At 70.0% G+C, this 19,249-nt stretch carries 17 protein-coding genes and 1 riboswitch; of the genes, 9 read left to right on the plus strand and 8 right to left on the minus strand.

The features are described from left to right. Nucleotides 1-113 precede the first annotated feature (113 nt). The 4 genes from J8M51_RS18860 to def all read left to right on the plus strand — a co-directional run bounded on the left by J8M51_RS18860 (nucleotide 114) and on the right by def (nucleotide 4,731). Complete coding sequence (locus J8M51_RS18860) at nucleotides 114-1,556, plus strand: HD-GYP domain-containing protein (RefSeq protein ID WP_086762374.1); 1,443 nt, start codon at nucleotides 114-116, stop codon at nucleotides 1,554-1,556. After that, nucleotides 1,553-2,782 carry an HD-GYP domain-containing protein gene (locus J8M51_RS18865; protein ID WP_398856430.1) on the plus strand — a complete coding sequence of 410 codons (1,230 nt, stop codon included), beginning with the start codon at nucleotides 1,553-1,555 and terminating at the stop codon, nucleotides 2,780-2,782. Before J8M51_RS18860 ends, J8M51_RS18865 begins: the two co-directional genes overlap by 4 nt. A 127-nt stretch (nucleotides 2,783-2,909) precedes the next feature. Continuing rightward, nucleotides 2,910-3,914 carry a tetratricopeptide repeat protein gene (locus J8M51_RS18870; RefSeq protein ID WP_216589631.1) on the plus strand — a complete coding sequence of 335 codons (1,005 nt, stop codon included), beginning with the start codon at nucleotides 2,910-2,912 and terminating at the stop codon, nucleotides 3,912-3,914. Nucleotides 3,915-4,080: 166 nt separating this feature from the next. Further along, nucleotides 4,081-4,731 carry a peptide deformylase gene (gene def / locus J8M51_RS18875; protein ID WP_059079162.1) on the plus strand — a complete coding sequence of 217 codons (651 nt, stop codon included), beginning with the start codon at nucleotides 4,081-4,083 and terminating at the stop codon, nucleotides 4,729-4,731. Between the two features lie 32 nt (nucleotides 4,732-4,763). On the opposite strand, the gene J8M51_RS18880 is transcribed toward def, so the two are convergent. Further along, complete coding sequence (locus J8M51_RS18880) at nucleotides 4,764-5,729, minus strand: GlxA family transcriptional regulator (protein ID WP_086760732.1); 966 nt, start codon at nucleotides 5,727-5,729, stop codon at nucleotides 4,764-4,766. Nucleotides 5,730-5,822: 93 nt separating this feature from the next. Between J8M51_RS18880 and J8M51_RS18885 the strand changes: the two genes are divergently transcribed. Together J8M51_RS18885 and J8M51_RS18890 are read left to right on the plus strand one after the other, a co-directional pair. After that, the gene (locus tag J8M51_RS18885; RefSeq protein ID WP_179203345.1) at nucleotides 5,823-5,996 is read left to right on the plus strand and encodes a hypothetical protein; all 174 of its coding nucleotides are present in this window, start codon (nucleotides 5,823-5,825) and stop codon (nucleotides 5,994-5,996) included. 64 nt (nucleotides 5,997-6,060) lie between these two features. Then, nucleotides 6,061-6,858 (plus strand): hypothetical protein, encoded by a 798-nt coding sequence (locus J8M51_RS18890; RefSeq protein WP_179203346.1) that lies wholly within the window; start codon nucleotides 6,061-6,063, stop codon nucleotides 6,856-6,858. Nucleotides 6,859-6,864: 6 nt separating this feature from the next. On the opposite strand, the gene J8M51_RS18895 is transcribed toward J8M51_RS18890, so the two are convergent. From J8M51_RS18895 to J8M51_RS18925, 7 genes are all read right to left on the minus strand, one after another. Further along, entirely contained in the window at nucleotides 6,865-7,872 is a 1,008-nt protein-coding gene (locus J8M51_RS18895) for a ribonucleotide-diphosphate reductase subunit beta (RefSeq protein ID WP_086760738.1), read from the minus strand. 56 nt (nucleotides 7,873-7,928) lie between these two features. Then, nucleotides 7,929-10,331: a ribonucleoside-diphosphate reductase subunit alpha gene (locus tag J8M51_RS18900; protein WP_086760740.1), complete on the minus strand. Its 2,403-nt coding sequence runs from the start codon at nucleotides 10,329-10,331 to the stop codon at nucleotides 7,929-7,931. Nucleotides 10,332-10,454: 123 nt separating this feature from the next. Beyond that, a riboswitch (cobalamin riboswitch) is annotated at nucleotides 10,455-10,590 on the minus strand. 63 nt (nucleotides 10,591-10,653) lie between these two features. Next, nucleotides 10,654-11,160 (minus strand): GNAT family N-acetyltransferase, encoded by a 507-nt coding sequence (locus J8M51_RS18905; protein WP_086760742.1) that lies wholly within the window; start codon nucleotides 11,158-11,160, stop codon nucleotides 10,654-10,656. A gap of 147 nt (nucleotides 11,161-11,307) precedes the next feature. Beyond that, nucleotides 11,308-12,297 carry a nucleoside hydrolase gene (locus J8M51_RS18910; RefSeq protein WP_267299322.1) on the minus strand — a complete coding sequence of 330 codons (990 nt, stop codon included), beginning with the start codon at nucleotides 12,295-12,297 and terminating at the stop codon, nucleotides 11,308-11,310. Between the two features lie 291 nt (nucleotides 12,298-12,588). Further along, complete coding sequence (mctP, locus tag J8M51_RS18915; RefSeq protein WP_086763843.1) at nucleotides 12,589-14,217, minus strand: monocarboxylate uptake permease MctP; 1,629 nt, start codon at nucleotides 14,215-14,217, stop codon at nucleotides 12,589-12,591. Continuing rightward, a complete protein-coding gene (locus tag J8M51_RS18920; protein WP_086763845.1) occupies nucleotides 14,214-14,522 on the minus strand; it encodes a DUF3311 domain-containing protein in 309 nt (102 codons plus the stop codon). The genes mctP and J8M51_RS18920 overlap by 4 nt, the downstream gene beginning before the upstream one ends. Before the next feature lie 267 nt (nucleotides 14,523-14,789). Further along, complete coding sequence (locus J8M51_RS18925) at nucleotides 14,790-15,554, minus strand: GntR family transcriptional regulator (protein ID WP_086763847.1); 765 nt, start codon at nucleotides 15,552-15,554, stop codon at nucleotides 14,790-14,792. A gap of 367 nt (nucleotides 15,555-15,921) precedes the next feature. On the opposite strand from J8M51_RS18925, the gene J8M51_RS18930 reads away from it, so the two are divergent. From J8M51_RS18930 to J8M51_RS18940, 3 genes are all read left to right on the plus strand, one after another. Then, the gene (locus J8M51_RS18930) at nucleotides 15,922-17,205 is read left to right on the plus strand and encodes an extracellular solute-binding protein (protein WP_086763849.1); all 1,284 of its coding nucleotides are present in this window, start codon (nucleotides 15,922-15,924) and stop codon (nucleotides 17,203-17,205) included. A 203-nt stretch (nucleotides 17,206-17,408) separates the two neighbouring features. Next, nucleotides 17,409-18,401, plus strand: coding sequence for a carbohydrate ABC transporter permease (locus J8M51_RS18935; RefSeq protein WP_086763851.1), 993 nt, complete (start codon nucleotides 17,409-17,411; stop codon nucleotides 18,399-18,401). Then, on the plus strand, nucleotides 18,398-19,240 hold the full coding sequence (locus J8M51_RS18940) for a carbohydrate ABC transporter permease (RefSeq protein ID WP_086763853.1): 843 nt from the start codon (nucleotides 18,398-18,400) through the stop codon (nucleotides 19,238-19,240). Before J8M51_RS18935 ends, J8M51_RS18940 begins: the two co-directional genes overlap by 4 nt. The last annotated feature ends 9 nt before the right edge of the window (nucleotides 19,241-19,249 follow it).

A 19,249-nucleotide genomic window follows, 5' to 3' on the forward strand; every position in this document is an offset into this window, starting at 1 on the left:
TCTTCACTCGAAGGAGTTAATCCAGCCGTCGCGGCCCCATGGATTCACCCGTAGCCGTCCCCGCCCGCTCCGGCCCGTCCTAGGCTCCGGAGCCTGGACTCGGGAGGCGTGCCATGGGGTCGGTGCCGGCAGGGGCACGTCTGTACGTCGCCTGTGCCGCCCTCGGTGCCCTGGCCTGTCTCATTCCGTTGCCGGACGCCCCTGTCCCATGGGGAGCGGTGGCCCTGCTCGCCGTGCTGTACGCCGGGTGCGAGCAGATCACCCGGTGCCCGTTCATGGGGCATCGGGCCCCCACGGGCATGGGCACCTTCTTCCCGGTGCTGCTCGCCGGGGCCTTCCTGCTGCCGGTGCCCGCCGCCGCGCTCGTGGCCGTGCCGGGGGCGCTGCTCTCCCGGGTCGAGCAGCGGCCTCGCGCACTGCGCCGGATCTGGCGTGCGGCCCGTCTCGTGCTCACGGTGTGGGCCGCGTCGCGGGCGTACGGGATGCTCGGCGGCCGGGACGCGGTCGAGGGCCGGGGCGCGGTCGGCGGTGCGGAGGCGGGCGCCGGGTACGACTTCCCGTACGCGCTGTTGCCCGCCGCCGGTGCGGCGCTGGTGTTCTGCGTGGTGCTCACCCTGCTCGACGGCGGCATCCGGGCGCTCGCCGAGCGGGCGCCCGTGCGCACCGCCTGGAAGGGGCTCCTCCCGCGGTCGCTCGCGCCCGTCATGGTGCACGGGTTCGCCGGGCTGATGATGGCCGTGCTCTGGCACAGCCCGTACGGGCCCGTCGCCGCGCTGCTCGTCCTGCTGCCGATGTACGTGTCCTGCTGGGTGTTCGCGCAGTACCACCGGGAGCGGGCCGCGCACCGGGCCACCATCCGGGCGCTCGTCCAGGCCGTCGACATCAAGGACGGCTACACACGGGGACACAGCGAGCGGGTCGGGCAGGCGTCCCTGCTGATCGCGCGTGAGCTGGGCATGGACGACGAACGGGCCGAGGTCCTGCGGTTCGCCGGGATCCTGCACGACGTGGGGAAGCTGGGGGTGCCCACCCGGCTGCTGCGCAAGGACGGGCCGCTGACGCCTCAGGAGCGGCGGGTCATCGAGCTGCATCCCGAGTACGGCCACGAGATCGTGCGCGGGATCTCCTTCCTCGGGGAGGCCCGGGCGGCGGTGCTGCACCACCATGAGCGGCTGGACGGCAGCGGGTACCCCTACGGGCTGGCCGGCGGTCAGATCCCCGAGTTCGCCCGGGTCGTGGCCGTCGCGGACGCCTTCGACGCCATGACCTCCACCCGCTCCTACCGCCGGGCCCGCCCCGTCGCCGCCGCGCTGGCGGAGCTGGACCGCTGCGCCGGCGCCCAGTTCGATCCCGCGATGGTGCGCGCGCTGGCGCGGGCCCTCGGCCGCCACGGCTGGCACCCGACGGTGACCGCCGACTCATGCGGAAACGTGCCGCCGGGCGAGGACCGGGTGGAGGAGGAACGGGTGGATGCGGGCCGGGTGCGTGCCGTCCGTCCCCATGGTGGTCAGGCCCCGGCCGGGCGGGCGGACTCCGCCGGGGGGCGGGTTCCGTGACTCTGCTGGTCGTCCCACGCGGTGCAGCCCTCCTCGTGGCCCTTCTCGGCCTCGGCCACACGCTCTGGTACGGGCTCGACGAACCCGGTATCGCACTCGCGTTCGGAGTGCTCATGGTGGTGGGGGAGCTGTCGCGGTGGCGGGGGGCGCAGGGGCGGGAGGCCGCGCCGCTCGGGGCGGCCGGGGCGCTGGCGTACGCGCTGCTGGGGGAGAGCGCCGGGCGGCCGACGGGGCACGGGGTGCTCCAGGTCGTCGCCGTCGTCGTCGCGGCCGCGCTGCTGGGCTGTGTGCCGCATGTGGCGAGGGGGTACGGGTCCACCGCCGATCACCTCACCCGGCGCGTGCTCACCGCCGCCTTCGCCGCCCTCTGCTTCCAGCCGCTGTCCGACCGGGGCAGGCCGCCGGAGTGGAGCGGCCCCTCCTATGTACTGCTGCTCGTCGCCCTGCTCGTCGTGACCGCGCTCTGCGACGCCGTGCTGGCGGCGGCCATGGCACACGCGCGGACCAGGTGGCCCTTCGGCCCGCTGCTCAGGGACGAACTGCGGGCGCCGGCGGGCATCGGGTCGGCGGTGTGCGCGACCGGGGTCGTCATGGCGCTCGCGGTCGGCGTGGTCGGACTGTGGGCCCTGCCGGTCTTCTCCCTGCCCCTCCTGCTCGCCCAGCTGTCGTTCCGGCGGTACGCGGCGGTGCGGGCCACCTACCGGCAGACCATCGCCTCACTCGCCCGGGCCACGGAGATCGCCGGGTACACCCCGGCCGGGCACGCCCGGCGGGTCGCCGTGCTCAGCCGCGCGGTGGGCCGGGAGATGGGCCTCGCCGAACCGGAGCTGACCGTGCTGGAGTACGCGGCGCTGATGCACGACATCGGCCAGCTGAGCCTGGTCGACCCCGTGCCGGGTGGTGCGACGGCCGGGCTCCCGGCGGCCGAACAGCGCCGGATCGCCTTGCTCGGCGGCGCGGTCGTACGGCGGACCGGCGTGGACGGCGAGGTCGCCGTGGTGGTGGAGCGGCAGGCGGATCCGTACTGTGAACAGCCGGTGGGGGCGCGGATCGTACGGGCCGTGAACGCATACGAGGAGAAGACCCGGGAAGCAGGGCCGTCGGGGCCGCTCAGGGCCCTGGAGGAACTGCGGCTGGGGACGGCCCGGGACTATCACCCGGAGGTGGTGGAAACGCTCGCGAGGGTACTGTCGAGAGACTGTCTGACCCTGCCCGAGGTGGGGTAACCCATGGGTAATGAGCGGCCCTCCATCCGGTCGTGGTTGGATGCGAGGGAGAGGGTGTACCGGGGGCGACGGCCAGCCCACTCCGACGGAACTGGCAGGCGGGAACCGTAACTGGCAGGCGGGAATCGTGAGGATCTTCGGCAAGGGACGGCATCGGCCCTCCGCCTCTTGGCGGCAGGCCACCGATCGTGCGTTCACGCTGATCGGCGACGGTCGGTACGAGGACGCGGGCGCGCTGTTGACACGTGCCGCGGACCTGGAGCCGTGGCTGTCCGAGTCCTGGTTCAATCTCGCGCTGCTGCACAAGTTCCGGCACGACTGGGAGCAGGCGCGGGCGGCGGGTCTCCGGGCCGTCGCGCTGCTCGACCGGGAGACCGGGGCGCCCGACTGGTGGAACGTGGGCATCGCCGCGACCGCCCTCCAGGACTGGCCGCTGGCCCGCCGGGCCTGGCAGGCCTACGGGCTGCGGGTGCCCGGTGGCGCGTCCCGGCCGAGGCCGGGAGGTGCCGGGGACACCGGCGAACCGGTGGGCATGGACCTCGGCAGCGCGGCCGTGCGGCTCTCGCCGGAGGGTGAGGCCGAGGTCGTGTGGGGGCGGCGGCTCGACCCCGCCCGGATCGAGGTGCTGTCCATCCCACTGCCGTCGTCCGGGCGGCGCTGGGGCGAGGTCGTCCTGCACGACGGGGTGCCGCACGGCGAGCGGACCACGGCCGTGGGGCACGCGTATCCGGTGTTCGACGAGATCGAGTTGTGGGCGCCGTCGCCCGTGCCGACCTGGGTGGTGCTGCTGGAGGCGGCGACCGAGGCGGACCGGGACGCGCTGGAGCGGCTCGCGGCGGACGCGGGGTTCGCGGCGGAGGACTGGTCGTCGTCGGTGCGGTTGCTGTGCCGGCTGTGCTCGGAGTCGCGGATGCCGTCGGACGAGGGTGACGGGGAGCATCTCGATCCGCACGATCACAGCGAGCCGGGGCATCCCGGGCCGCTGGGGCATGTGACGGACGGGCAGTTGTGGGCGCCGGAGCGGGAGTGCGGGGTGGCCGCGCCGGCCTCGCTGGTCCGGGGGTTGCTGGACGGGTGGGTGGCCGACAGTCCGGATTCCCGGGACTGGCGGGATCTGGAAGAGGTCTGCTAGGGGGCGTGCGGTTGGTTCTCGGCCGCGGGTTCGTGGTGGTCGCTCGCGCAGTTCCCCGCGCCCCTGACGGGGCGCTCCTCACGGGGCGCCCCCCTGAACGGCGCGATCCCCGTACCCTGTATCAGCATCACAACCCCCTGTTTTTCTAGGAAGGCGTACGTCTGTCATGGCCCAGCAGGACACCGATCAGCAGCACGTGGGCGTGCTCCCCGTCGACGACGAGGGGTTCGTCGTCGACACGGAGGACTGCGAGGAGCGCGAGCAGGCGTACCGGGAGCGCGGCACGTCGCTGCCGATCACCGTGGTCGGGAACCCGGTGCTGCACAAGGAGTGCAAGGACGTCACCGAGTTCGGCGACGAGCTGGCGAAGCTGGTGGACGACATGTTCGCCAGCCAGCGCACGGCGGAGGGCGTGGGCCTCGCCGCGAACCAGGTCGGCGTGGATCTGAAGGTGTTCGTGTACGACTGCCCGGACGACGAGGGCAAGCGGCACACCGGCGTGATCTGCAACCCCAAGCTGGTCGAACTGCCCGCCGAGGCACGCCGGTTGGACGACAGCAACGAGGGCTGTCTGTCGGTGCCGACCGCGTACATGCCGCTCGCCCGCCCCGACTACGCCGAGGTCACCGGGCAGGACGAGAAGGGCAACCCGATCAAGGTGCGCGGCACCGGCTACTTCGCGCGCTGCCTGCAGCACGAGACCGATCACCTGTACGGCTACCTGTACATCGACCGGCTCTCCAAGCGTGACCGCAAGGACGCGCTGCGGCAGATGGCGGAGAACGAGCCCCGCTACCCCGTGGTCGCCAACGACTGAGCCGGAGGCCGGGGGCGGCCCCGCCCCGGTGCTCAGGCCGCCGCCTCCGGGCCACGGAAAGTCCGGCGGTAGGTCTGCGGGGTCGTGCCGAGCGACCGTACGAACTGATGGCGCAGGGCGGCGGCGGTGCCGAAGCCGGTGCGCCAGGCGATCGCGTCCACCGTCTCGTCCGTCGCCTCCAGCAACCGCTGGGCCAGCAGCACCCGTTGACGCAGGATCCAGCGGTACGGCGTGGTCCCGGTCTCCTGCTGGAAGCGGCGGGCGAACGTCCGCGGGGACATGTGCGCCCGGGCGGCGAGCTGCTCGACGGTGACCTCCTCGTCGAGGTGCTGCTCCATCCACACGAGCACCTCCCCGACCGTGTCGCACTGCGAACGGGGCAGCGGGCGCTCGATGTACTGGGCCTGGCCGCCGTCGCGGTGCGGCGGGACCACCATCCGCCGGGCGATCTTGTTGGCGACCTCCGGGCCCTGCTCCTTGCGGACGATGTGCAGACAGGCGTCGATACCGGCCGCCGTACCCGCCGAGGTGATCACCGGGTCCGCGTCCACGTACAGCACGTCCGGCTCGACCATCGCCCGCGGATACTGCCGGGCCAGCTCCTCGGCGTGCCGCCAGTGCACCGCGCACGGCCGCCCGTCCAGCAGTCCGGCCGCGCCGAGCACGAACACGCCCGAGCAGACGCTCAGCACCCGGGCGCCCCGGTCGGCGGCCCGGCGCAGCGCGTCCAGCAGCTCGGCCGGGTAGATCCGGTGCACAAAGCTGTCGCCCGCCGGTACGACCACCAGGTCGGCCTCTTCGAGCCGGTCCAGGCCGTAGGACGTGGAGACGGTGAACCCGGCGTGCGTCCGCAGGGTCGGGCCCTCCGCCGACGCGACCGCGAAGTCGTACACCGGCAGGCCCTCGTCGCTGCGGTCGAGTCCGAAGACCTCGCAGACGACGCCCAGTTCGAAGGGATGCACGCCTTCCATGAGGATGGCGGCCACGTTTTTCAGCATGCTGCCAGTGTGCCTCGGAAGTGGCAGTAATTCGAGGGGGTGCGGCAGTCCTGCCACTGTTTGTCAGGAGTGTTCGGCGCGACAGTGGTGTCCATGGATACGACACAGCTGCAAGGACTCATCGGAACACTGGCCGTCCTCGGACTGCTCGCCCTGGTCGTACTGCCCGCGATCATCGGCGTCGTGCACGACTGGCGCGTCGACCGGCAGATCGAGAGGGCCACGAAGGAGCGGCGGGCCTCGCACCGCATCGCCCGCGCCGTCTGATCGCATACCTGTACGACAGTGATCGGCCCTCTGTGTAGCCTCTCCTCGACCCAAGGGGAGGATCATGAGACACAGAACGCGCCCCGCACACGGCCGGACCCTGGCCGTGGCGGGCGGGGCGGCGGCGCTGGTGCTGCTGGCGGCGGCGGGTGCCCACGCCGAGGGCAAGGGGGACGTCCGCGTCACCAGGACGGTCGTCAACGGCGGCAAGAACGTCATCATCGGGACGTCGAAGACCATCAGGTACCCGGTCGCCGTCACCGTCAAGGACGACTCGGGTGCCAAGAAGATCACAGATCTCAGCACGTTCAACCGGTCCAACGGCTACGGCTTCACGACCTGGGACGGCGACTCCAGCTGCAAGAAGCAGAGCTCGACGACCTCGGTCTGCACGGGAACGATGACGGTCGACCCGGGCTGGATCGCCGACAGCGACGACATCGACTCCAACCGCGTCGCCGGAGTCTGGCAGGTCAACGCCACGGTCAAGGCGAACGACGGCGACTACTGGATTTCCGACAACATCGCCCGATACAAGGTCAAGCGCGCCTCGGTCCTCACCACGGTGATCGCGCCCGAGAAGGTCGCCAAGGGCACGAAGGTCACCGTCGGAGGCAAGCTGACCCGGGCCAACTGGGAGACCCGCAAGTACGGCGGGTTCACCGGGCAGTCGGTCCAGCTGCGGTTCAAGAAGAAGGGCGCCGCCCGCTACACCACCGTCAGGACGGTGAAGACGGGCAGCGCCGGGAAGCTCGGCGCCAAGGCGACCGTCACGGCGGCCGGCAGCTGGCGCTGGTACTTCCCCGGCACGACGACGACCGCGAGGGTCACGTCGGCCGGGGACGCCGTCACCTTGAAGTAGCGCGGCTCAGAAGTCCTCGTCCAGGTCGACGGTGCCCTCCACCGCGACCTGGTACGCGGACGGCCGCCGCTCGAAGAAGTTGGTCAGCTCCTGGACGCCCTGCAGCTCCATGAAGGAGAACGGGTTCTCCGAGCCGTAGACCGGGGCGAAGCCGAGGCGGGTGAGGCGCTGGTCGGCCACACACTCCAGGTACTGCCGCATCGACTCGGTGTTCATGCCCGGCAGACCCTCACCGCACAGATCGCGGCCGAACTGCAGCTCGGCCTCGACGGCCTCCTTGAGCATGTCCGTGACCTGCTGCTGGAGCAGCTCGTCGAACAGCTCCGGCTCCTCCTTGCGGACGGTGTCGACCACCTCGAAGGCGAACGACATGTGCATCGTCTCGTCGCGGAACACCCAGTTGGTGCCCGTCGCCAGGCCGTGCAGCAGACCCCGGCTGCGGAACCAGTAGACGTACGCGAAGGCGCCGTAGAAGAACAGGCCCTCGATGCAGGCGGCGAAGCAGATCAGGTTGAGCAGGAAGCGACGGCGGTCCGCCTGGGTCTCCAGACGGTCCAGCTTCTCCACCGAGTCCATCCACTTGAAGCAGAACTCCGCCTTCTCGCGGATGGAGGGGATGCTCTCCACCGCCGCGAAGGCCGCCGCCCGGTCCTCCGGATCGGGGAGATAGGTGTCCAGCAGCGTCAGATAGAACTGGACGTGGACGGCCTCCTCGAAGAGCTGGCGGCTCAGATAGAGCCGTGCCTCGGGGGAGTTGATGTGCTTGTAGAGGGTCAGCACGAGGTTGTTCGCCACGATCGAGTCGCCCGTCGCGAAGAATGCGACCAGCCGGCCGATCATGTGCTGCTCGCCCTCGGAGAGCTTCGCCAGGTCGGCGACGTCCGAGTGGAGGTCGACCTCCTCGACGGTCCAGGTGTTCTTGATGGCGTCCCGGTAGCGCTCGTAGAAGTCCGGGTAGCGCATGGGGCGGAGAGTCAGCTCGAAGCCGGGGTCGAGCAGGTTCTGATCAGTCATCACAGTCGGCGCGAAGCGCCGTCCTCCAGAGGTGGTGGTCGGGTGGCGGGTGGGAATTACTGGCAGGCCTCGCACGACTCGGGGTTTTCCAGGGAGCAGGCGACGGCATCCGGGTCGGCCGCCTGCTGTACGGGGATGGTCTTCTCGGGCTGCTGCGCCTGGGTCTGGCCCTGGGCGGCGCGGGCGATCCGGGTCGCCGGGCGCGAGCGCAGGTAGTACGTGGTCTTCAGGCCCGACTTCCAGGCGTAGGCGTACATCGAGGAGAGCTTGCCGATGGTCGGCGTCTCCAGGAAGAGGTTCAGCGACTGCGACTGGTCCAGATACGGGGTGCGGGCGGCGGCCATGTCGATCAGACCGCGCTGCGGGATCTCCCAGGCCGTGCGGTACAGATCGCGGACGTCCTGCGGCACCCAGGTGAAGCCCTGGACCGAGCCGTTGGACTCGCGCAGCGCCTCCCGGGTCTGCGCGTCCCACACACCGAGCTTCTTCAACTCGGCCACCAGGTACGAGTTGACCTGGAGGAACTCACCGGACAGTGTCTCGCGCTTGAACAGGTTGGACACCTGCGGCTCGATGCACTCGTACACACCGGCGATCGAGGCGATGGTGGCCGTCGGCGCGATGGCGAGGAGCAGGGAGTTCCGCAGGCCCGTGGCCGCGACGCGCTCGCGCAGGGACGCCCAGCGCTCCGGCCAGGTCGGCTCGACGCCGTAGTGGTCGGGGTGCAGCACACCACGGGCCGTACGGGTCTTCTCCCAGGCCGGCAGCGGGCCGTTGCGCTCGGCGAGGTCGGCCGAGGCCTCGTACGCGGCGAGCATGATCCGCTCGGCGATCCGCGTGGACAGCGCCTTCGCCTCGGGGGAGTCGAACGGCAGGCGCAGCTGGAAGAAGACGTCCTGCAGACCCATCGCGCCGAGGCCGACCGGCCGCCACCTGGCGTTGGAGCGGCCCGCCTGCTCGGTCGGGTAGAAGTTGATGTCGACGACGCGGTCGAGGAAGGTGACGGCGGTGCGGACGGTCTCGTCCAGCCGCTCCCAGTCCAGGTCGCCCGTCGCCGGGTCGACGAACGCGCCCAGGTTCACCGAGCCCAGGTTGCAGACGGCGGTCTCCCCGTCGTCCGTGACCTCCAGGATCTCCGTGCAGAGGTTGGAGGAGTGGACGACATGGCCCGGCTCGGCCGTCTGGTTGGCCGTGCGGTTGGCCGCGTCCTTGAAGGTCATCCAGCCGTTGCCGGTCTGCGCGAGGGTGCGCATCATGCGGCCGTACAGATCACGGGCCGGGATGGTCTTCCGCGCCAGGCCGGCCGCCTCCGCCTTGCGGTAGGCCGCCTCGAACTCCTCGCCCCACAGGTCGACCAGCTCGGGCACATCGGCCGGGGAGAACAGCGACCACTTCTCGTCGGCGTTCACCCGGCGCATGAACTCGTCCGGGATCCAGTGCGCCAGGTTCAGGTTGTGCGTACGCCGGGCGTCCTCACCGGTGTTGTCGCGCAGCTCCAGGAACTCCTCGATGTCGGAGTGCCAGGTTTCCAGGTAGACCGCGGCCGCGCCCTTGCGCCGGCCGCCCTGGTTCACGGCGGCGACCGAGGCGTCCAGCGTCTTGAGGAACGGCACGATGCCGTTGGAGTGCCCGTTGGTGCCCCGGATCAGCGAACCGCGCGAGCGGATGCGGGAGTACGACAGACCGATGCCGCCGGCGTGCTTCGAGAGGCGGGCCACCTGGTGGTAGCGGTCGTAGATGGAGTCCAGCTCGTCGAGCGGGGAGTCGAGGAGGTAGCAGGACGACATCTGGGGGTGGCGGGTACCGGAGTTGAAGAGCGTGGGGGACGAGGGGAGGTAGTCGAGGCGGCTCATCAGCCGGTAGAGCGCGGCGACCTCGTCCAGGGCCCGCGGGGTGTCGTTCTCGGCGAGGCCGGCGGCTACCCGCAGCATGAAGTGCTGGGGCGTCTCGATGACCTTGCGGGTGATCGGGTGCCGGAGCAGATAGCGGCTGTGCAGCGTGCGCAGGCCGAAGTAGCCGAAGCGGTCGTCGCCCGCCCGGTCGATCATGGCGTCGAGTCGCCCGGCGTGCACGCGCGTGAACTCCGCCGTGCGGTCGGCGACCAGGCCCTCCCGGTGGCCCACCGCGACGGACTCGGTGAACGTCGTGACGCCCTGCGAGGCGGCCTCGGCGCGGATGCCGACGGCAAGCAGCCGGGCGGCCAGCTTCGAGTAGGCGGGGTCCTCGGAGATGAGGCCCGCGGCCGCCTCCGTGGCCAGCTCGCGCAGCTCCGACTCGTCGGCCCGAGCCGACCGGCCGCGCAGGGCGGCGGCGGCGACCCGGCCGGGGTCGGCGTCGGGGAGGTCGGCGGTCAGCTCGGTCAGGGTCCGCAGCAACGCGGTACCGGGACCGTCGGTCTCCGTCGCCGGAGTGGCGGAAGCCAGGTCGGCTGAAACCGGGTCGGCTGGCGCGATGGTCACGTGGGGCTCTCCCTCGCTCGGCAAGGGGCCTTGCGGAGGGCAGGCGGCTGCACACGAGCGCACGGGGGCGTCGCGTCCACCGGCCCATTCCACGAGGCCCGGACGTCAGGCACCCGGACCGGACGGCCGGGCGCGCTGTCGGCAGGTGTTCGGACTGAACATGCGTGCGCGAATGGAGACGTACACACGCGAGTACACCGTTGCGGGACAGTTCCGGATTCGCACCGGATTCCCCTGCGGCGACAGCGAGCATGAGCATACATCTAGTGCCGGGTCGCGGTGTCACCCCCACATGTTGTGTCGCTGTCGACTTCGCAGGGTGTCAGAGCGTCAACTCATAGGTGATCAGAGTGAGGTCGAGGAGGTCGGGAAGGGGGTTCCAGTCGCGCTCCGGTGTGCGGGTGAAGCCCAGGCGTTCGTAGATGCGGTGGGCCGCGTGCATGCTCCGCTGGGTCGACAGCACGAGGCGGGCGCAGCCCTCCACGGTCCGGGCGCGCTCCACACAGGCGCGCACGAGGGCCTCGCCGACACCCCGCCCGCGTGCTTCGGCGGCGACCGCGAGCATCCGTATCTCGGCCTCTCCCGGACGGGCGATGTCGGCCATGGGGCCGCCCGCCGGGACGAAGGTCACACCGCCGAGCACCCGGTCGTCCGCGAGGGCCACCAGGACGTCGGCCGCGGCGGCCCGCTTCGCCACGTCCCGCAGCTCACCGAGGTACGCGTCGCTCTCCCCGAAGTCCAGCAGTCCGTCGCCGAGGTAGGCCTGTGCGGTGATCTCGCCGAGGGTGGTGTACTCGTCGGCGAGCGCCCGCCTGATCGTGATGTCCATGCGTCGCAGTTTGCACGAGCGGGGGATCTGCGCGGCTCGGGTTTTCCACAGGGGGCGTCGTTCGTGTGACGATCGGACTGGGTTCTGATCCGAGGCCGGACCCGGGCCCGGACCGGGAGGGGTCGGGCTGGGGCGGGTCGGGATGGCTCAGGTCGCCGCTGGCCACCGCGGCAGCGTCGCCACGAAGTCCTTGCTGAAGTCGCGGGTGCCCGGGCCGAGGGCGACCCGGCCGGTGGCGCGGAGGCGGGCGGTCAGGGCGGGGGACTCGGAGTAGTAGACGCGCCGGGCGGCGGACGGGACGAACACGGTCTGCCCGCGCGTGAGTTCGCTTCCGCATTCCACGACGACCGCCCCGTCGGCCGCCTCGACGAACGCCTCGTCGCCGCAGACCCCCACGGCCAGCGGATCGTGCAGCGGACAGGTGCCGTCGCCGCCGTGGCGGGTGTAGGCCTCCATGTAGGTGCGCATCAGCCGGGCGGCGAGGGCCGTACCCGGGCCCGCGGCCTCCAGCGCGGCGAGGTCGGCGGGGCGGAACAGCCAGCGGTGCGAGGCGTCCAGGTCGACCATGGTGAACGGGATGCCCGAGGAGAGCACCACCTCGGCGGCGTCCGGGTCCGCCCAGATGTTGAACTCGGCGACGGGCGTGAAGTTGCCCGGGACCTGGGCGGCGCCGCCCATGAACACGAACCTGCGGACACGGCGGGCGAAGCCGGGGTCCTCCAGGAGGGCGATCGCCACGTTCGTGAGGGGGCCGGTGGCGCAAACGGTCAGCTCGCCCTCGTGTTCCCGGGAGAGCCGGAGCAGGGCCTGCGCGGAGGACTCCGTGAGGTGCGGGGCGGTCGAGTCGGGGAGGGTCTCGTGGCCGAGGCCTGCCGGGCCGTGGAAGGCGGAGGCCTCTCGGTAGGGGAGGCGGGAGAGGGGGCGGCCGGCGCCCCGGTGGACCGGGACGTCGGTGTCCATGCGGAGGGCTCTGGACAGGGCGCGGGCGTTGGCGTACGTCGCCTCGGCGGGGAGGTTGCCGCCGACGGATGTGTACGCCTTGAGGTCCCACAGGCCGGTTCCCAGGAGGTACTGGAGGGCTACGGCGTCGTCTATACCGGGGTCGCTGTCGAGGACGATCGGTGCGCGAGCGGTCACGGATTCAGCGTAGCCGGGTGTTTTTCGCCCCCGCCGCCCCTACCCGTCCCATCCCCAGGGGCTGCGCCCCTTCGACCCCCTTCTTTTCGCGCTCCGCGCGGGGGTGGGTGGGGACGTGCGGGTTCGGTGGGGCTTCTCGCGTAGTTCCCCGCGCCCCTGAAAGAGGCCCGCGGCCCTTTCGGGGCGAAAAGCAGGGGGCGCAGCCCCTGCTTTTCAGTGGCGCGGGGAACTGTGCGACCAGCCCCCACCCACCCGCACCCGACAACACACCCCGGCGGCGAAAGGCGGAGCCTAGTGGCTCGTCCCCGCTGTTGCCGGAGGCAGTTCCACCTGGACGCCCGCGTCGCCCGCGTCGGCCGTGTAGTCCTCGGGGCTGGTCTCGTCGATGCCGTCGGGGGCCTTGGCGGCGCGCAGGACGACGGTGAGGACGACGGTGACCACGACGTTGAGGACGAAGGCCGTCAGGCCGATGTAGCCGATCTCGCCGATGCCCGGGATCTCGGCGGAGGAGCCGCCGAAGTGCTTCTGGGTCGGCGAGGCCACCCCGTACGCGGCGATCGTCCCGTACAGCATGCCGACCGCCCAGCCGGCGAGAAGCGCCCAGCGGTGGCACCAGCGGGTGAACAGGCCGCCTACCAGGGCCGGGAAGGTCTGGAGGATCCAGATGCCGCCCAGCAGTTGGAAGTTGATGGCGACCGTCTTGTCCATGGTGAGGACGAAGGCCAGCGCGCCCACCTTCACCAGCAGGGACACCAGCTTGGAGACCTTGGTCTCCTGCGCGGGCGTGGCGTCAGGCCTGATGAAGTCCTTGTAGATGTTGCGGGTGAAGAGGTTCGCCGCCGCGATGGACATGATCGCCGCGGGCACCAGCGCGCCGATGCCGATGGCCGCGAAGGCGACGCCCGCGAACCAGTCCGGGAACATCGTCTCGAACAGCTGAGGGATCGCCAACTGGCCGTTCTGCACCTGGATCCCGGCCGCGATCGCCATGAAGCCCAGCAGCGCCAGCAGGCCCAGCATGAGGGAGTACAGCGGGAGGATCGTGGTGTTGCGGCGGATGACCTCGCGGCTCTTCGACGACAGCGTCGCCGTGATCGAGTGCGGGTACATGAAGAGCGCCAGCGCCGAGCCGAGGGCCAGCGTCGCGTACGTCCACTGGTTGGCGTCACCGGGGACGAGGGAGCCGCGCGGCTTGTCCGTCGCCGGGTTGGTCTGGCTGTACGCCTCGCCCGCCTTGGCGAAGATGTCGTCGAAACCGCCGAGCTTGATCGGGATGTAGATGATCGCCACCGCGATGACGATGTAGATCAGGGTGTCCTTCACGAACGCGATCAGCGCGGGGGCCCGGAGGCCGGAGGAGTAGGTGTAGGCCGCCAGGACACCGAAGGCGATCAGCAGCGGCAGGTCCTTGATGAACCAGTTGGTGTCCTCACCGCCGCCCACGCCCATCACGTCCAGCACGGCCTGGATGCCGACCAGTTGGAGGGCGATGTAGGGCATCGTCGCCAGGATGCCGGTCAGGGCGACCGCCAGCGACAGGCCCTTGGAGCCGAACCGGCCGCGGACGAAGTCCGAGGTCGTCACATAGCCGTGCTTGTGGGAGACCGACCACAGACGGGGCAGGAAGGTGAAGATCAGCGGGTAGACCAGGATCGTGTACGGCACCGCGAAGAAGCCGGCCGCGCCCGCCGCGTAGATCGCCGCCGGTACGGCCACGAAGGTGTACGCCGTGTAGAGGTCGCCGCCGAGCAGGAACCAGGTGACCCAGGTGCCGAACGACCGGCCGCCCAGGCCCCATTCGTCGAGGCTGTGCTCGTTCTCGGCCTTGCGCCAGCGTGCCGCGAGGAAGCCCATGACCGTGACGGCCAGGAAGAAGAAGATGAAGACGGCGAGTGCCACGCCGTTCACGCCGTCCTTCACTTCGTGACACCCCCGCCCTGTGTCTCGGACCCCTGCGTCCCGGCCCCCTGCGTCTCGGACCTGCGGGCGCGCTGGTCGCGCTGCCACAGGACGTACGCGGTGGCGGTCAGCGCCGTGGAGAGGAGCACCCAGGCCATCTGGTACCAGTAGAAGAAGGGGATGCCGATGAACGCCGGGTCCGTCTTGGCGTACGAGCCGACCCAGAGCATCGCCACGAACGGGGCGATCAGACACAGGGCGATGACCACCCTGACAGGTGTCACCGCCGGTCTCATGGGTGGTGACACTTCAGGTGTTTCTGACATGTCCCTGTTCCGTCCCCTCGCTGATCACCTGGTCGACGCGCAGGAATGTAAGGGACGCGATCCGCCGCACGGAACCCCCTGTCCGGATATCGGATGCGGAGGTTCTGTGTTCGAGACGACGACGGTGCGGACGTTCGCGGTACGCACAGCGGGGCCTCCCGTGTCCATGCGGCGACGCAAGGACCGTAGAACAGGCGCGGCGGTCGCGCTACACCGCGTGCACCACCTGTTACTCGCCCCGCTCGCCCCGGGAGGGACCCGACCGGCTCAGTCCTGGGGGCGCTTGAGGCGGGCCACGAACTTGTAGCGGTCGCCCCGGTAGACGGACCGCACCCATTCCACCGGCTGTCCGTCCATGTCCAGCGAGTGGCGGGAGAGCATCAGCATCGGCAGACCCACGTCCGTGCCCAGCAGACCGGCCTCGCGCGGGGTGGCCAGCGAGGTCTCGATGGTCTCCTCGGCCTCGGCGAGCCGGACGTCGTACACCTCGGCGAGCGCGGTGTAGAGGGAGGTGTACTTGACCAGGGACCTGCGCAGGGCCGGGAAGCGCTTGGCGCTCAGATGGGTCGTCTCGATGGCCATCGGCTCGCCGTTGGCCATCCGGAGGCGCTCGATCCGCAGTACGCGGCCGCCGGCGGTGATGTCGAGCTGTCCGGCGAGGGTGTCGTCGGCCGTGATGTACCCGATGTCCAGCAGCTGCGAGGTGGGTTCGAGACCCTGGGCGCGCATGTCCTCGGTGTACGAGGTGAGTTGCAGTGCCTGGGAGACCTTGGGCTTGGCGACGAACGTGCCCTTGCCCTGGATGCGCTCCAGCCGCCCCTCGACCACCAGCTCCTGGAGCGCCTGGCGCACGGTGGTGCGCGAGGTGTCGAACTCGGAGGCCAGGGTGCGCTCGGGCGGCACGGGCGTGCCGGGCGGCAGCGTCTCGGTCATGTCGAGCAGGTGCTTCTTCAGGCGGTAGTACTTGGGCACGCGTGCGGTACGGACGGTCGCCCCGTTCTCGTTCTCCGCACTGCTGACGTCGGTGCTCATGCTCCGCCTTCCCGGCTCCTCGTGGCGTGATCCCTCTGTATACCTTCGCAGGCTCCGCTGGTCTAGTCCACGGAGGGGTCTCCGCTGGTCTACTCCACGAGGCCGCAGTGGTCTACCCGAAGAGTGTGGCTCAAGCGCGCGGTTTTCGCTGGCTTATTACATAAAGGTTCTTGCATATGTAGGTCGCATAACGGCTGGTGGGAGCCGGTTCGCACCCTCTTGACACACCGAATGGTCTGAGCCAAGCTCCGCCTACTGGTCTACACCATTGGTCCAGGTCCTGGCCCCAGGGGCGGTACGTCTGTCACCGCGGGGAGCAGGGGGGTTTGTGGCATCCCTGAGCAATGGCATCCCTGAGGAGGGTGGCGTGAAGAGGAAGCTGACGATCGCGGTCTGTATCGCGGGCATGATGGTCTCCGTCGCGGCGTGCGGTGGCGGTGGCGGGAGCAAGAGCTCGGACACGGGGGCCGACACCAAGGAGCTGACGGTCTGGCTCACGGTCGACGCGCAGAACAACTGGCCGGAACTGGTCAAGGCCGCCGACAAGGCGATCGAGAAGAAGCACCCCGGTATCACCATCACGCACGAGTACTACGGCTGGCCCGACAAGAACGCCAAGCTCGACGCCGTCCTCGCCACCGACAAGGCCCCCGACGTGGTCGAGATGGGCAACACGGAGATGCTCGCCTACATGGTGAAGGGCGCCTTCGCCCCCCTCGACGCGGCGAAGTTCGACAACGCCGACGCCTGGCTGGACGGCCTCAAGGCCTCCGTCACCTACGAGGGCAAGACCTACGGCGTCCCGTACTACGCCGGTGGCCGCGTCGCCAACTGGCGCAAGGACGTCTTCGCCGACGCGGGCGTCAAGTCCGCGCCGAAGACCTACGCCGAACTGACCGCCGCTCTCGACAAGGTCCAGAAGGAGCAGGGCGACAAGTTCAGCGCCTGGTACCAGCCCACCCGCGACTGGTACGCGGCCATGTCCTTCGTCTACGACGCCGGCGGCTCCATAGCCGTGGAGTCCGGCGGCACGTGGAAGGCCAACCTCTCCTCGCCCGAGTCCGTCAAGGGGCTCACCGAGTTCAAGAACGTCGTCGACAAGTACATGCACGGCGACAAGACGAAGGACGAGTCCGACCGGTACATCGTCTACGGCCAGGGCAAGTCCGGCATGATCTTCGCCCCCGCCTGGGAGGGCGCGACCGCCGCGGCCAAGGAGAACGACAAGACCGGCAAGCTCGCCGGCAACGTCGAGAACTTCGTGCTCCCCGGCCCGTCCGGCAAGAACATGCCCGTCTTCCTCGGCGGCAGCGACCTCGCCGTCCCGGTGAAGTCCGACGCGCAGACCGTCGCCGCCGAGTGGATCAACGCCTTCACCGGGCCCTCGGGCCAGAAGGGTCTGATCGAGAAGGGCAACCTGCCCAACAACAAGACCGACCTCGCCACCCTGAAGGACGACCCGGCGACGGCCGTTCCCGCCACGGCGGCCGAGTCCAACTGGTTCGTGCCGATGGCGCCCGGCTGGGGCCAGGTCGAGAAGGCGCAGATCCTCCAGACGATGCTGCAGTCCATCGGCACCGGGAAGCAGTCGGTGGAGGAGGCCGCGAAGACGGCGGACGCCGAGATCGACAAGGTCATCAACAACGAGTGACGGTGACCCACCGGTCGGGCCCGGCCGTGACGGCCGGGCCCACCCGGGTGCCGTCGCCGTGGTCGGCCGGTGGGTGATTGACGAAAGTTGCCGCGATGGGGTGTCGGGTTCGGTGCCGGTGCGTCGTGGCTGGTCGCGCAGTTCCCCGCGTCCCTTCGGGGGCGCTGCTGCCGGCCCCTCCTTCAGCTGCTTAGGAGTGCGCGATGAGTGCCGCAGACACGACTGCCCCCGCGAAGGTGCCGCCCGCGCGGCCGGCGCCGCCGCCGAACCCGCCGGTGGCTACCGCGAGTTCGGCCAAACGTCCGGCAGGCGGGGCCGCCGTCCCCTGGGCGCTGCTGGCTCCCTGCCTCGTGATCCTCGCCGTCGTCCTCGGCTATCCGCTGGTCCGTCTCGTCACGCTCTCCTTCCAGGAGTTCGGGCAGTCCCAGCTGTGGGGGTTCAAGCCCGCCGAGTCGGTCGGCTTCGACAACTTCGCCAAGGTGCTGGGCGACGGCGAGTTCTGGACGGTCGTCGTCCGGACCATCGTCTTCGCCGTCGCCTGCGTCGTCTTCACGATGGTCATCGGCATGGCGATCGCCCTGCTGCTCCAACGGGTCTCCGGCTGGGTGAAGACGCTCGTCAACATCGCGCTCGTGGCGAGCTGGGGCATGCCGATCATCGTGGCCACCACCGTCTTCAAGTGGCTCTTCGACTCCGACTACGGCATCTTCAACGCACTGCTCAGCAAGCTCCCCGGCGTCGACATGATCGGCCACAACTGGTTCGCCAGCGGCCCCGAGGGCCTGGCCGTCATCACGCTCCTGGTGGTGTGGGGCGCGGTGCCGTTCGTCGTGATCACCCTCAGCGCCGGACTCACCCAGGTCCCCAAGGAACTGGAGGAGGCCGCCCGCCTCGACGGAGCCGGCGCGTGGGGTGTCTTCCGCTACGTCACCCTGCCCATCCTCAAGCCGATCATCGTGATGCTCACGACCCTCTCCGTCATCTGGGACATGGGCGTCTTCCCGCAGGTGTTCGTGATGCGCAACGGCCACCCCGAGGCCGAGTTCCAGCTGCTCACCACCTACTCGTACGACAAGGCGTTCGTGGTCAACGACTACGCGCAGGGCTCGGCGATCGCCCTGCTCACCGTGTTGCTGCTGCTCGGTGTGATCGGCGTCTACATGCGTCAGATGCTGAAGATCGGAGAGGTCGAATGAGTTGCGCCACCGCCTCGGGCCCCCGCAAGTCCAAGCTCGGCTGGAACCTCCTCGGTCTGTTCGTCTTCGTCACGGCCGGCTTCCCCGTCTACTGGATGCTCAACACGGCGTTCAAACCGGCGAAGGACGCCATCGACCCGGACCCGAGCCTGCTGCCGACCTCGATCACCTTCTCCAACTTCGGCCGGGCGCTGGACATCGCCGACTTCTGGGGTCCGGTCGGCCGCAGCCTCATCGTGTCCCTGACCGTGGTCGTGATCGGCATCGTCGTCGGCATGCTGGCCGCCCTCGCCATCTCCCGCTTCGCCTTCCGCGGCCGCAAGGTGGTCATCGTCGGCATCCTGGCGGTGCAGATGGTCCCGCTGGTCGCGATGATCATCCCGGTCTTCCTGCTGCTGAACGACCTCGGCCAGTACGACCGCCTCAGCGGCCTGATCCTCACCTATCTGACGTTCATCCTCCCGTTCACGGTGTGGACCCTGCGCGGCTTCATCGTCAACATCCCGCGCGAACTGGAGGAGGCGGCCATGGTCGACGGCTGCTCCCGCACCACCGCCTTCATCCGTGTGGTCTTCCCGCTGCTCGCGCCGGGCATGGTGGCGACCTCCGTCTACGGCTTCATCCAGGCGTGGAACGAATACCTGTACGCCCTGATGCTGATGAGCCAGCAGAACCAGACCGCGACCGTCTGGCTGGGCAACTTCACCACCAAACACGGCACCGAATACGCCCCGATGATGGCCGGCTCCACCCTGATGGCCGTGCCGATCGTGGTCCTCTTCCTCCTCGTCCAGCGCAAGATGGCCGCGGGCCTCACCGCGGGCGCCGTGAAGGGATAAGCAACCCTG

Origin of the sequence: Streptomyces griseiscabiei, assembly GCF_020010925.1 — a bacterium.
GTDB classification, from domain to species: Bacteria; Actinomycetota; Actinomycetes; order Streptomycetales; family Streptomycetaceae; genus Streptomyces; species Streptomyces griseiscabiei.